We start from the raw sequence: 13,808 nt of genomic DNA on the forward strand, positions 1-13,808 counted from the left end.
GCCTGGTCACGCAAGGTCGTTGGTTACGCCATCGGTCGGTCGATCGACGCGCGCTTGACCGTTGCAGCATTGAAGGCGGCAATCGCCGCTGACCTGGGAACACATCAATCTGACAGGCATCTACACCTGGGATGCAGAACATCAGATGCCCGAAGGTTTCCGGTCGCTTAGACTTTCGGTGTGGCTCCGCCACGCCGCATAACGTTCATGCTTCGTTCGATCTTAGGTGTAGCGAAACGAAGTGCAGATCAAAGATGTCCTTTCTCGAGCCTGGCAACGGCGCATTTTTCTATGACGATCAGGAAGTCATTAAGTCTGGCGCAATCCAGAGTGGGAATGCAAAGAAATGGGCGTCTTCGAGGGGTACACGCTCGCTAGCGCAACGAACTCCACAACGGGCGCGTGTTTTTTCACATGGGCAGCTACCTTGCTTGCGAGTCCTGCGCTTGCTCGATAGCGCATCGCCCTGGGCATGGCCCGCGACCGGCCGACGACGTGCAGCTTACACTCATTGTGGGCCTGCTTGAGCCCTACAGGAGAACAACGCGAGCATCGCGCTGGCCAGATCCAAAGACCAGCGCACGGATTGCCCACCCGGTCTATAGCAACTCACGTTTCCGCAGCGAGCTCGGCCATCATCTTCACCAGAGGGCCGGAGAAGTTAGGGTCCATGGCGCTGCTGTTCTCGAGCACGCTGAAGTAGACAACGACGGTGCCAGTGTCGGGGTTCGCGAGCATGAATTGGCCGCCGTAACCGCCGTGGCCGAGCCAGGTTCCGTCGGTGAACGTCTGGCGGCTATAGCGCATCCAGTCGCGCGGCTTCGGATAGACAGGGCCGGGATTACGGCGGGTCTCTTCGATGAAGGCGGCATCTCCGACGCGACGGCCATCGACACCCTCGCCCTTGCGCGCAAACAGTAGGCCGTAGCGCGCGAGATCGCGGGCGGTGAGGCAGGTGCCGCCGCAGACCAGCGGGACACCCTCGCGGTCACAGCTGATATGGAAGCATCCCTCGAGGCCTGCCGCCTCGACGATCTCGATCAGCCAGTCGCGTAGCGGCCGGCCGCTGACGCGCTCGACGATCCAGCCGAGCACATCGGTGTTGGTCGACTTATACAGCGCCTCTCCGGTGCGATTCGCCAGGTCACCGCCGGTGATGCCGCAGATAAAGGAGCGGGTCGTCCCTTCCTTCTGACCATCCAGCGGCAGGCGCCAGCCGAAGGCGGGCTCCCAGTCGTAGATCGGCGCGTAGGGGTCGCTGTAGTCCTCAATGAAGTCGTTGGCGACGTTCATGTCGGCGACCGCCTTGACGGTCGCCTCGGCGTATCCCGTGCCGATCTCCGGGAGATATTTGCGTATTTGGTCATCGAGATTGACGAGGCCGTCGGCCACTGCGCGGCCGAGCATCAGGTTGAGCGTCGTCTTGGTAATAGACTGAATGGAATGCGGCCTTTCGGGCCCGAAGTCCGGCGCATAGGCCTCATAGAGGATACGCTCACCGCGCACCACGACGAAGGCCGAGAAATGTGGCATGGCGAGATAGCGTGCGACCCCGGGCCGCTCGCCGATAGTCCAGTCGACGTCCTTCCTGAGCGGCTGGACGCGGGGGGCGCGCAGCGACATGGCATAGCGCACCGTGGTGTGGAGGTTATGGAAGCCGCGGCGGCGGTAGTCGGGCAGGTTCCAGCGCGGCTTGTTATCGAATACGATGGCGAGGTCGGGATTGGCGATCGAGGGCAGCGTCATGTGGCGGGCTTTTCCAAGTTGGGGTTGTTTTTGGGACTGATCAACGAGCGCACGTTGCGCGCGTTTGAATGGTTTCACTCTCAAGTTCCGATGTCGTCGTCGTGCCGAGGGCAGTGAGCCCGGCGGCCCGTGCGCGACGAAAAAAGAAGCTGTCGGTGCTGGTGGTAGCCTTTGAATTGCCGGCTTCTTTTGTCTTGAGGACGACCTGCTTCGGTAGCTCCGAGATTCTTGCGAAGGAATGGCACGCCAGAAAAGCCCCGTGAGCGCGGAGGCGACGAGCGCTGCATCTTCGTAGAACTCGATAACGACGTTGACGCGCGGATTGACCTCGTCCGGCGCCTCGCGGGCCAGCCGCATCGATTTCGCGGATGTCACTTTGCCCGCGCAAACGAGCGCGGCCAAACCGAGGGCATCGTACTTTATGTATTCACTCAGTCTCACTTCAGCGACCTTTTATTTCTATTTTCTTCGCATGGTCTGAGAGGAGCGATGGATGACTAGTCATTTCAGGGTTGGTTCAGCTAGAGACAGCCGTCTCTGCTCCAACGGCATCGAAGTTTCACGTTCGAGCGGGAAATGGCATCTGAAGCTGTGCTCCATATCATCCGGGTTTGTTGAAGGTTCGGGGAAGACGCGGCTGCAGATATCCTGCGCGTAACGACAACGGGTGTGGAACTCGCAGCCGGATGGCCGCCTCATCAGGCTCGGCACCTCACCCTTGAGCTCGATCCTGTTGAGCACCGCATCCGGATCAGGCTCGGGATTGGCCGCAAGCAGCGCCTCGGTGTAGGGGTGCTGCGCATGATCGAAGATACGCTCGGTCGAGCCAACCTCAATAAAGCGGCCGAGATACATGATCGCCATGCGATCGGTCATGTGGCGCACAACGTTAAGATTGTGCGTGATAATCAGGATCGCCATGCCGAGTTCGTCTTGAAGCCGCGCGAGGAGATTGAGCATCTCGCCCTGCACCGAGACGTCCAAGCCAGCGGTCGGTTCATCGGCAATAATCAAGTCCGGATTCAGCGCAAGAGCCCGTGCGATACCAACGCGCCTTGCCTGGCCGCCGGAAAGCTGATGGGGATAGCGGCGAGCAAAATCCGCCGGCAAGCCGACCATCCGAAGCAGGCGCTCGGCTTCGCTTCCGGCATCGCGATCCTTCAGCCCGTAGATCCGGAAAGGCTCCGTCAGGAGCGACCGAACAGTCAACCTCGGCGAGAGTGAGCCGACCGGATCCTGGAACATCATCGTCATGCGTCGCAAGTATGGCTTGCGTTCGGCTCCGGTGAGCTCCTCAATGTCCTTTCCGTCCAGGCTGATGCTGCCGCCCACAGCCCGCTGCAGGCCGATTATCGTGCGCGCTATAGTGGATTTGCCGGAGCCGCTTTCACCGACAATAGCGAGTGTCTCGCCCTTGGAGATTTCAAAGGAGACCCCGCATACCGCGTCAATGAAAGGGGCGTTCGTCCCGGTGGCGAGCGCCTTTAGCGGACCCATGGTGCGGAAGCGGACCCGAAGGTCCTGAACTCGAAGCAGCGCGCTCATGCCGAAACCAACCGCGCGTCGTCGAGGAGATGGCATCGGGCGACTTGGTCCACTCCGATGCGGTACTCGACCGGGTTCTCCTGCACACAGCGATTGAATGCCTGGGGACACCGGGTGTGGAAGATACATCCTTTCTTGTTGCCAAGGAGACTCGGGACCTCGCCGGGTATGGTCGGCAAAGTGCGCGTGCTTTTTTTGATCCGCCCGGGATCGCACTCAAGCAGCGCGCGCGTGTATGGATGAGCAGGATTGCGGAAGATGTCCCGTACAGCCCCCTCCTCCACCACCTCGCCCCCATACATGACGGCGACCCGGTCACACAACTCGGCCACCGCTCCGAGGTGGTGGGAGACGAACAGAATCGAGCAGCCGATCTCCTGTTGCAGGTCCTTGAGCAAATGAATGATCTGCACTTCCAGCGTTGCATCAAGCGCGGTGGTTGGCTCGTCGGCGACGAGGAGCGCCGGTTTCACAAGAAGCGCCATGGCAATGCAAACACGCTGACGCATACCGCCAGAGAAGTGATGCGGATAGGAGCCGATACGGCTTTGGGGATCGGGAATTCCGACCCGGTGAAGCATCTCTAGAGCACGAGCGCGCTTTTCACTCCGGCTGCCTTGTTCGTGGTGCTGGATATCGATCATCTGGCTCTCGATAGTCCGCACGGGATTGAGTGCGGTCATCGGGTCCTGGAAAATCATCGAAAGACGATCGCCGAGCAGGCTCCGACGCGCCTGAGCGGGCATTTTGAGCAGGTCTTTACCTTCGAACAGGATGCTGCCGGATGTCACATCTGCATTTTCGGCCAGCAAGCCCATCACTGTATATGCGAGCGTCGATTTTCCGGATCCACTTTCGCCGACAATGCCAACCACCTGTGCAGCCGGGACATCGAGCGAAACGTTGCGCAGGGCATGGGCGCGCCCACACGGCGTACCGAAATCGAGATTAAGCCCGCGGATCTCAAGAAGCGGTCGGACGGACATATGCTGTGTCAGTCTCATAGGTCTTTCCGCAATTTGGGATCGAATATGTCGCGCAGCGCCTCACCCAAAAATGTGAAGCCGAGCGTTGCGAGGACGATTGGAATGCCGCCGGCGATGACGAGCCAGGGCGTCTGATTGATGTAGCTATAACCATCATTGAGGATCGCTCCCCAATCAGGCGTCGGTGGTCGCACGCCCATTCCGAGAAAGCTGAGGCCTGCCTCTACGGCTATGACGGCCGGAACGTCCATGCTCACCAGAATGAGAAGCGGGCCTAGGACATTAGGCAGTATGTGCACAGCGAGGATACGTGTCGTTCCGGCCCCCATGCTGCGCTCCGCAGCGACGTACTCGCTGCTACGCAGCGCTTCTGTCTGGGTGCGCACGACACGAGCGTAAATGGGCATGGACGTTATTGCGATGACTAGGATGACACTCGCCAGGCTTGGTCCCAGAAGCGCGATCATGGCCAGCGCGAAAATGATACTTGGAAACGAGCGGATCGTATCGAACACAAGCAGAAGCAAATTGTCGAGCCAGCGAGGACCGAACCCTGCAATCAAACCAAGGACGAGGCCGACTGCGAGCGAACTACCGAGCGAGGCGAAAGCAACGAGGAGCGGGATGCGGCCACCCATGATAGTGCGAGAAAACGTGTCGCGGCCCAGTTGGTCGGTACCCAGCAGAAAATCCAGTGAAGGTGCGGCCAGACGCGGCCCGACCATGATCCGGATCGGATCGTGCGTGATCAACAGCGGAGCGAAGATCGCAATTACTGCTATGAGTATGACAAGCACAGCTCCGAGCACGCCCACGCGGTTTTTGCGAAATTGCTGCAAAAAGCTGCGAAAGGCGCCGATAGCCATTTCATCGTTGGGTTCGGAACGGATGGCACCAACGCTTACCATGTCAGAACTTTTCCCGGGTTCGCGGATCGAGAAATGCGTTGACCACATCGGAGAGCGTCGTGGCGGCAACGATAAGGAACGTAGTGACGAGGACCACGCCCATCACAATCGGATAGTTGCGCGTATTGACCGCTTTCACAATCAAAGCGCCGACGCCAGGTCTCGCGAAGACCACTTCGATAAAGACTGCGGACGAAAGCAGCCAGGCTATGCCTACGCCGAGTATGGTTACGGTTGGCAGGATCGCGAGCGGCAGAGCGTAGCGCGCAACGATCCGCCATTCCGAGATTCCGAACGAGCGGGTCATCCGTATGTGGTTTTCACTAAGGATCTCAAGCATGGATGCACGTACCAGTCGCGAAATGTAGCCGACCCAGCCAATCCCTATAGCAAAGCCTGGAAGGATGAGATGGATAAGTCCATCCCAGAAGCCATCACCGGCTCCGATCGCTGGCAACCAGCGCAGGGTCACCGCAAAAATTAGCAGCGCGTAGACCGCAACGACGAAGGAAGGAATGGCGATTGTCGCGACCGTCAGGACCCCCGCCACCTGGTCGACGAAGGAGTTTCGCCGCACCGCGGAGTAACAGCCGAGCGGCACGGCTACCACGACCGCCCATAAGATCGAGACCGAAATCAGTTCGATCGTATAGGGCATTTGCTCGAAGACAATGTCGGCAACAGGCCTCTGGCTGAACACGTCAAAGCCGAGATTGCCATGAAGCAACCCGCTGAAGAACGTGATGATCTGCACAACGAGCGGCTTGTCGAGTCCCATCTGCTGATGAAGCAGGGCCTTCATTTCCGGGGTTGCCCTTGGTCCGAGCAGAATCGCCGCAGGATCGCCGGGCACCGCCCTGATCATCAGGAACAGTAGCGTCACTGCGGTCGCAATAATTGCGACCGCGAGGACGATCCGTTTCAGGAAGTAGAGCCACATGTCCGTCTGCGTCCAGCCTAGACCGGCTTGAACGCCGGGAACAGTGGGTACCCGTCCGGTCGAGTTGCGGTCTGCATTTGCGTGGTGCGATACACGATCGGCGTTCCCCCATGGGTTAGGAACCGATAGGCGCCGGAATCCTCCATAAGGTCCTGCATCTCCTGGTACAGCTTCGCCCGCGCATTCGGGTCGTCTATCGTGACGGCCTCTGCGGCCAGCCGATCATAACGTTCGCTGCGGAAGCGTTCCCAGTTCCAGATACCGACCTGAGCTCGCACGTACCAGGACACCGGATAAGCCGGATCCGGAAACGAGGCGAGCAAGTTTGAGATTAGCTGCACCTCTTTCCAGCGCTCGCCTTCCGATTCCATGCCGAGCGTCCAGAACGAGCCGGAATCTTGGGAATTGATCTGAAGGGAAATGCCGATCTGCGACAATTGCGCCTGAACTGTCTGGGCCATAGTCAAAGACAAGCTATCGTTGAGTGTGTCGATGGTAAGGGCCAGATCGGCCAGCCCGGCTTTCTCCAGAAACTCCTTGGCCTTTTCAACATTGCCTTCCGGTGGCACAAGCGCCTTGTCGCGATGACCGACAATACCTGGAGCAATGAGTCCTGTTGCCACCGCTGCTTGACCCGAATAAGCGGCATCAAGGATCTGCGGCACATTGATCGCCCACTGGATCGCCTTGCGGACATTGATGTCCTTAAGCTTTGGGTGATCCATGTTCATACCGATCCATCGGCAATCGAGCGAGGGGCGCTCCTCAATCTTGGTGTCGACGGGCGGATTATTCTTGAAATTTAGAAGAGAATCGAGACTGATCTCGGTGAAGTCTATGTCGCCTGCCTGATAGGCGCGTTCCGCCGACTTGACGTCATCCATCGGCACGATACGAATTTCGTCAAAGCCGGGCTTCGGTCCCGTCCAGTCCGGATTGCGCGTCAGAAGTGTATATTGATTGGACTTCCAGTCGGCGAGCACATACGGGCCGGAGAAAGCGGGCGGCTTCGTGCCGAAGTTACCGCCGTCATTTGTTGCCTTTATCACCGCATCTTCGGAAACGATATGCCCAACCGCAGCGGGGAGCGACATCATCCAGAGCGGCACAAAAGGCGTCTTGAGCACGATCACGCCCGTATGGTCATCTTCGATATCAACATGATCGAGCGAACCCCAATCGACTTTGACAGGTGAATTATGTTTGATGATGCGCTCGAACGAGAACTTGACATCCTTCGCAGTCAGCTCGCCATGGTCGCCGCTGAACTTGATTCCCTTCTCCAGGCGGAAGCGGATATGGGTGGGATCAACCTTTTCGATTTTTTCTGCCGCTTCCAGTTCCCACCCCCATTGGGAACCCGCCTTGTAGCGCGTGAGCTTCGAATAGATGCAGTTCATCACATCTACTTCGTGGTTCAGAGAGTAAAACCCGGGGTCAAACGTCGTCATGTTAATTGTGGAACGCACCTTGAGAACCTTGCCCTCGGCAGCCCAGATGGCTTGCGACAATGGCATGCCGGCAGCTACTAATCCGCCACTGAGCACAGCGCCGGTCTTGAGAAAGGCGCGGCGATTCACACTCCATACGCAATCTTCCATGATGTGTTTCCTCCCTTTTGGCTGAGCGATTGGCGCCCGGTCATCCACTGAATTAAGGCAATTCAACTGGGTTCGTTCGACCGCCAGATGGATATTGATGTTGCGCGGCGCGACGAAGTACGCCCGGCAATGTCAGCGTATGCGGAGTGTCTGCTTCTTCATGGCCTCCCCCTCACCGCCTCGTCCGCCCATTCGGATCGTGATGGCATCTGTACTCAACTTAGCATGAGCAAATATGCGGCTATTCGCAAAATGACGGGCAGGCTGAAAGGGCCATTTCAAAGCGGGTGCCGATCTGGTCACTTTCCGTCAACCAGATGCTCGGCGAGTTGAAGTTTAATGGGGAATTTGGGTAACTCAGCTTGTCAAACCGGCGGTTCGGTAGCGCAATGTCGGTGCCCATCGTGGAGTGTGCCACCATCTGGCGGCACAGGCGTAGTTCATGGCGGTGAAGTCCTGATCGGTTTTTTCGCTGCGCATAGTAATGCCTTTGAAGGCCTCGAGCTTGGCAAAAAGGTTCTCGATGATGCGCCATTTTAGATCTCGGCGTCGATCTGGATTGGCAGCTTTAGTCGTAGTCGAGAATGACGATCCTTGCCCGGCGCTCGTTAAATCGCCTCGATAATCCAGTTGGCATCGAACGCTTGTCGGCAATCACCGCCCGGAAGTCGACGCCCTCGATCGAGGGGCGACTCCTGTCGTATCGCGTCGCGGCCAGCACCCTGGAAGGACTGGATGATCTCTCTAACGGCCAAGGCTCTAATCGCCACTGGATGAAACTCGGTGGCAGGTCGACAACAGATAATCGGCGCACGAGGGACCACCGGCCTGCTGCGTTTCGAAGACTTAACCTCGGAAGGATACCGTTCAATGGTCCAAATTAGGAAGGCCGCTTGCGTAGGCGGTGGCGTCATAGGCGGCGGCTGGATTGCCCGCTTTTGTCTGGCCGGTATCGACGTCAAGGTCTATGATCCCCATCCCGAAGCTCGACGTCTTGTTTCGAAAGTAATGGCCAATGCCGAGGAGGCCTATTCCCTTCTGACGATGGCACCTTTGCCCAAACGGGGCAGTCTGACCTTTTGTGCCTCTCTCGAAGAAGCAGTTGCCGACGTCGACTGGATCCAGGAAAGCGTTCCTGAAATCCTGGATTTGAAGCGTAGCGTACTGACGAGGATCGATGCGGCCGCCGACTCCAAAGCTCTAATCGGCTCTTCAACCTCCGCCTTACGGCCGACTGATCTTCAGCGAGACATGAAACACCCTGAGCGGCTATTGGTCGGCCATCCCTTCAATCCTGTATATTTGCTCCCACTAGTTGAGCTCGCGGGAGGTAAAGAGACTGCCAGAGCCGCGCTCGACGAAGCCAAAGCTATGCTGGCAATGCCGCGCCGCCCGAGAGCGTGACGCTCGACATCGACGATACTCGATGTCGTTCATGGCCATCAGCAGCTGTCGCTCTTTAACGCCCACTACGACGAGCGCTGCTTCCTGCCGATCCATGTCTCTGACGCCGCCACCGGCCGCCCGGTCGCCATGATCCTGCGTCCCGGCAAGACGCCGACGGGCAAGGAGATCCGCGGCCATCTGCGCCGTCTTGTGCGGCGCATCCGCGCCCGCTGGCCGACCATCCGTATCCTGCTGCACGGCGATGGCCATTACGGCCGGGCGCAAGTCATGGCCTGGTGCGAGGACAACGGCATCGACTACATCTTCGGACTGCCCGGCAACACGGTTCTCCGGCGGCTCGTCGACGAGAGCGCCAACGACGTCCGCACGCGCCGTGCGCTCGAGCGCAAGTCTGTGCTGCGCGGCTATGCCGAGAGCCCACTACAAGGCGAAGTCCTGGAAACTTGAGCGTCGCGTCTGCGCCCGCATCGAGGCGGTTCTTGAAGCGCCATGACTCGTTTCCGGTCTCGACGATTTCGCAATGATGGGTGAGCCGGTCGAGCAGCGCGGTGGTCATCTTGGCATCGCCGAAGACAGTGGGCCATTCGCCGAACGCAAGATTGGTGGTGATGATGATCGAGGTGCGTTCGTAAAGCTTCGAGACCAGATGGAAGAGCAACTGCCCGCCGGCCTGGGCGAAGGGAAGATATGGCCTTAAAGCTTACAGGCCACTTCGATCAACTTTGGCGTATCCGCGGAGAGATCCGTCTTCGCGCAACCAAATCGACGATTTCCTGGTTGATTTGACGAGGCCGGCGTGCTCGGGCCCGCCACGCTTCTGACTCCTCTCCGTTCAGCATCGACCCTCCTCTGCGTGTCGAGGACGGTTCCGCGGCGACCACCAACATCTCGATTCTAACCCTCTCAGGACCGTGGCCAGGCCGAGGCGTATCTTATGCCCCTCCTCCCACGCAGCGCCCTCAATCGACTTCCGAACGAGGAAGGTATCGTCGCCGCAAGCGCGTCGTCGGCGATGTCGCGTGTCCGGCAATGTCGGACATGCAACACAGCAGAGCTCGATATACTCACTTGCCTCGAACCGTTTTCTGATCTGGCACGGTACCTGCTTCGTCTGCGCAAATGCGTCACGGGCCAAAGAGAAGTCGTCCAATGATCATCCCACCGAGAAATACCGAGCAAGGCCTGATACCATGAGGGCGGTTGCTCCTCTGGCTCGGCGCTGCCCGCCGATCCTCGCACGGGGGAGACTGGGACGTCGCGTTTTCAAAATGAGGAACAATTCACTTTACCTCAAACCTTGCTTTTCGATCCGACAACACAACCGAATGGATCGATCAAACTTCGGTGCCACTGGCTGCGCAAGGCATTCATTGCGACCGCAATGGCCCTCGGTCCTGGCCGCTAACGATGACAGCAAGGTAACGGATTTCCTGCTCGATAACGGCATGGAAGTGGTCGTCCTCCCCGATCATCGCGCTCCGATCGTCACCCATATGGTGTGGTACAAGATCAGCAGCGCCGACGAACCGCCAGGCAAATCCGGCATGGTGCATTTCTTCGAACATCTGATGTTTAAGGCCACGAGCAACCACGCCGCCGACGAGTTCCACCGCGCCGTGGTCGACATAGGAGGCTCCCAAAACGCCTTCACCTCATACGACTACACCGCTTTCTACGGGACGGTAGCGCACTCGGGCCTCGAACGGATGATGGGCTTTGAGGCCGGCCGGATGCGCAACCTCATCCTTACCGCGGAGGTCGTCAAGACCGAGCGGGACGTAATCCTGGAGGAGCGCCGTCGGAAATCTGAAAAAGGCATCAACGCCTGGCTGGTGAAGGACCATAACTGCGCCGATCGCCGCCATCCGCTTTGTCTTCGCGGGCGGCACCTCCCAGGACCCGGTCGGCAAGGAGGGGCTCGCGTATCTGCTGACCGCCCTGTTCGCGGAGGGCGCTGGCGATCTCGACAGCGATGCCTTTCAGGTCAAGCTTGACGATGCGGGCGCTGAGATGAGCTTCAGCGCGCGACGCGACCGCATCGATGGCTCGATGCGCATGGTTTCCGCACAACAGGACGCAGCTTTCGATCTGCTCAGGCTCGCTGTCAACAAGCCGCGCTTCGATCAGGAGGTGGTCGACCGCATTCGCGGCCAGACGATCTCCGGCATTATCGCCAATGAGCGCGACCCAGAGGCGATCGCTAAGCGCAAATGGCGGCGCGCGCTCTACGGCATGCATCCCTATTCGAGGTCCGGCGAAGGCACCAACGTGAGCCTCGCCGGCATAACGGCGGCCGATCTCGGCGCCTTCCACAAGGCGACTTTCGCTCGCGACGGGCTCCATGTCGCCCTGGTCGGCGATATCGACGCGAAGACACTCGGCGATAAGCTCGACCATCTGTTTGGCGAATTGCGCCGAGAAGCAGACGCTTTCTCCCGTCGCCGATGTTGCCGCAGAACTCGGCCAGCAGGTAGAGGTAAACTACGATCTCCCGCAGACCTCGCTGCAATTGGTTTTTCCAGGCGTCGCACTGCGCGACCCACAATTCTTCGCCGCGTACGAAATCCTCGGCGGATCGTTCTTCACCTCACGCCTGTACGAGAGGTGCGAGAAAAGCGCGGCCTTGCCTATGGCGTCCACTCTTATCTGGTCGATTACGAGCATTCTGATGAGTTTAGGGTCACGACGGCGACCCGCTCGAACCGCGCCGTCGAGACGCTGAGTATCGTTCGTCAGGTGGTGAAGGATTTGGCGGAGATGGGGCCGACGGAGGCCGAGCTCGAGGCAAGCAAGAAACATCTGATCGGCGCCTTTCCCTTCGACAATCTGCATTCCTCCAGCTCGATTGCAGCCACGCTGGTCGAACTGCAGCTAGACAATCTGGGCATCGACTACATCCAGCGGCGCGCAGCTCTCATCGATAAGGTGACGCTCGACCACGTCAAGGCAGCGGCGAAGAAGCTGCTATCCGCCGAGCGTACCATTATGATCGTTGGCCCGGCGTTGGGCGCCAAAGGGTAAGTCGGAAGAGTACCACCTTCCTCATCTTCATCTCGGGCGCGATTCCGCAGCGCTGTCTATTCTATAGCTTAGCCTAGCGGTCGCGAACTTGATCAATAATGTCAGGCTGGCGTCAGAACGGAACTCCTGCCTTGGATCATCAATCAATAAAAATTGGGCAGATCACTGGGTCTACGGCGAAGGGGTCTGTGGCGGCGAGCGCGGCCCCCGGCATGCGCGCCTCGGCCGTCAGGCATCTCATTGCTCTTTCTGCCCGTTCGCTCGGATTTCTTAAAGACGTCACCTTGCACGACACGGGATACGTCGATGCAGTTCTTGTGCATGGCCGGTTCGATTTCAAGAGCTACGCGGAAGATCTGTTTCAAAAGCTCGCCTTGAGCTTCCCTCCCAGCTTGTCGACCGCACTACCGCTACGCCGTGCTGAATTTCTGGCCGGTCGCGCGATGGCGCACGCGGCGTTGCAGGCGCTGGGCCAACATGCTACCGAGATTCCCATCGGTTTCGACCGCGCCCCAGTGTGGCCAAAAGGCTCTGTTGGTTCAATAACCCATGCACGGGGACATTGCGTCTGTTTCGCCAAATGCGATCCAGGCTGGCAAGTCGGTGTTGACGTCGAAGCGATAGCCAGCGGCCATGCGCTGAAATCGATCCTGACCATGGCGGCTAACCAGCGAGAACGTGCCTTGATTGCACGACAGACGGCGCTCCCTCCTGATCAGCTAGCAACGCTGCTCTTTTCGGCAAAGGAAACACTCTTCAAAGGACTCTACCCGGTGGTGCGGCGCTTTTTTGGGTTCGACTGTGCTGAACTACGGACGCCCCCAGCAAACGGATGCTTGCGGCTGCATCTAACACAAACCCTTTGCCGGGAGTTACCTGCGGGCGAATCCTATGACATCCGCTTTAACATCACCGCCGACCGGGTATTAACTTGGCTAGCCGTGCGTCGGGTACGAAGCAAGTGTGATTAGCCGAGACGCATGTAAATATAGCGGTCTGTCCTTTTTCTTTTCGACCGTGTCGCCACCGGGTCTCGGCTCGGAACCTCACCCCAAAAAGCCGCTGCCAGAAGCGGCACCAGCCGTGTCCAGATCAGCGTTTGCGCCGAGACCATTCGGCAGCAATGCCGTCCCGGCGACGGGCGATAGTCAGGTCCATAGCGCCTCGTACGATGATAGGGCCGTGGCGAATGGCCGGTATCGTGGCGATCAGTCGCCACCCAATCGGAGCTTGGTGCCGAGATCCTCCTCCATCCGCATCAGGAAAAGGTGCATGAAACGCAAAGATCCTGTATCGGTCACCGTCCTCGGCCGTAATGAGGAAGCTGAACTGATGGCGATCGCCGGTCGTACGCGCCGTGCGGCTATGGAAGCGTGGCGCGGATCCGCTCACCGCGCTGGTAATATTCGAAACCGGTTCCGACTCCATGGCCGTGTCAGGCCATCTGGACCGCACCGCTGAGAGCGAGCGCCTCTGGTTCATCGAGCAGTCGACCTTCTTTGAGAAGATCGGCCGAATCGGTGACAGGAGCGGGCCGAAGATGCGGATCGACCTTCCTCGGGACGCCTAGTGGAGCGGCTTCGGCGACTGGTTGGCGGTAAAGCCGCGCAGGCCATGGACAGTGGGAGCGATGACCCATGCCGCGGAGGCGCTG

Annotated in this window: 7 protein-coding genes and 4 pseudogenes; 4 read left to right on the forward strand and 7 right to left on the reverse strand. The window is 58.9% G+C overall.

Features of this window, described 5'->3' with window-relative positions; translation table 11 throughout:
- Positions 1-609: 609 nt before the first annotated feature.
- The 6 genes from NKI58_RS34810 to NKI58_RS34835 form a co-directional block, all read right to left on the reverse strand.
- The gene (locus NKI58_RS34810) at positions 610-2,148 is read right to left on the reverse strand and encodes a serine hydrolase domain-containing protein (protein ID WP_352854464.1); all 1,539 of its coding nucleotides are present in this window, start codon (positions 2,146-2,148) and stop codon (positions 610-612) included.
- Positions 2,149-2,247: 99 nt separating this feature from the next.
- A complete protein-coding gene (locus NKI58_RS34815) occupies positions 2,248-3,291 on the reverse strand; it encodes an ABC transporter ATP-binding protein (RefSeq protein ID WP_352854465.1) in 1,044 nt (347 codons plus the stop codon).
- Positions 3,288-4,295, reverse strand: coding sequence for an ABC transporter ATP-binding protein (locus NKI58_RS34820; protein WP_352854466.1), 1,008 nt, complete (start codon positions 4,293-4,295; stop codon positions 3,288-3,290). Before NKI58_RS34820 ends, NKI58_RS34815 begins: the two co-directional genes overlap by 4 nt.
- On the reverse strand, positions 4,292-5,185 hold the full coding sequence (locus tag NKI58_RS34825) for an ABC transporter permease (RefSeq protein ID WP_352854467.1): 894 nt from the start codon (positions 5,183-5,185) through the stop codon (positions 4,292-4,294). Before NKI58_RS34825 ends, NKI58_RS34820 begins: the two co-directional genes overlap by 4 nt.
- A gap of 1 nt (position 5,186) precedes the next feature.
- A complete protein-coding gene (locus NKI58_RS34830; protein WP_352854468.1) occupies positions 5,187-6,125 on the reverse strand; it encodes an ABC transporter permease in 939 nt (312 codons plus the stop codon).
- Positions 6,126-6,142: 17 nt separating this feature from the next.
- Positions 6,143-7,726: an ABC transporter substrate-binding protein gene (locus tag NKI58_RS34835; RefSeq protein ID WP_352854471.1), complete on the reverse strand. Its 1,584-nt coding sequence runs from the start codon at positions 7,724-7,726 to the stop codon at positions 6,143-6,145.
- An 870-nt stretch (positions 7,727-8,596) separates the two neighbouring features.
- On the opposite strand from NKI58_RS34835, the pseudogene NKI58_RS34840 reads away from it, so the two are divergent.
- Together NKI58_RS34840 and NKI58_RS34845 are read left to right on the forward strand one after the other, a co-directional pair.
- Positions 8,597-9,103, forward strand: a pseudogene (locus NKI58_RS34840) (3-hydroxyacyl-CoA dehydrogenase NAD-binding domain-containing protein); the annotation flags it as partial.
- A gap of 8 nt (positions 9,104-9,111) precedes the next feature.
- Positions 9,112-9,608: pseudogene (locus NKI58_RS34845) on the forward strand (transposase); the annotation flags it as partial.
- Here NKI58_RS34845 and NKI58_RS34850 read toward each other — a convergent pair.
- A pseudogene (locus NKI58_RS34850) lies at positions 9,606-9,821 on the reverse strand (ATP-binding protein); the annotation flags it as partial. The pseudogenes NKI58_RS34845 and NKI58_RS34850 sit on opposite strands and share 3 nt — an antisense overlap.
- Positions 9,822-10,458: 637 nt before the next feature.
- On the opposite strand from NKI58_RS34850, the pseudogene NKI58_RS34855 reads away from it, so the two are divergent.
- Both NKI58_RS34855 and NKI58_RS34860 read left to right on the forward strand, forming a co-directional pair.
- Positions 10,459-12,154: pseudogene (locus NKI58_RS34855) on the forward strand (insulinase family protein).
- Positions 12,155-12,285: 131 nt separating this feature from the next.
- Positions 12,286-13,125, forward strand: coding sequence for a 4'-phosphopantetheinyl transferase family protein (locus NKI58_RS34860; RefSeq protein WP_352854474.1), 840 nt, complete (start codon positions 12,286-12,288; stop codon positions 13,123-13,125).
- Positions 13,126-13,808 lie beyond the last annotated feature (683 nt).

It is taken from the genome of Mesorhizobium sp. M0522, from assembly GCF_040321085.1.
Lineage (GTDB): Bacteria > Pseudomonadota > Alphaproteobacteria > Rhizobiales > Rhizobiaceae > Mesorhizobium.

Coding starts and splice junctions, on each gene's coding strand:
- NKI58_RS34830 (WP_352854468.1), bottom strand. CDS start 6,125: ATGTGGCTCTACTTCCTGAAACGGATCGTCCTCGCGGTCGCAATTATT.
- NKI58_RS34825 (WP_352854467.1), bottom strand. CDS start 5,185: ATGGTAAGCGTTGGTGCCATCCGTTCCGAACCCAACGATGAAATGGCT.
- NKI58_RS34835 (WP_352854471.1), bottom strand. CDS start 7,726: ATGGAAGATTGCGTATGGAGTGTGAATCGCCGCGCCTTTCTCAAGACC.
- NKI58_RS34815 (WP_352854465.1), bottom strand. CDS start 3,291: ATGAGCGCGCTGCTTCGAGTTCAGGACCTTCGGGTCCGCTTCCGCACC.
- NKI58_RS34820 (WP_352854466.1), bottom strand. CDS start 4,295: ATGAGACTGACACAGCATATGTCCGTCCGACCGCTTCTTGAGATCCGC.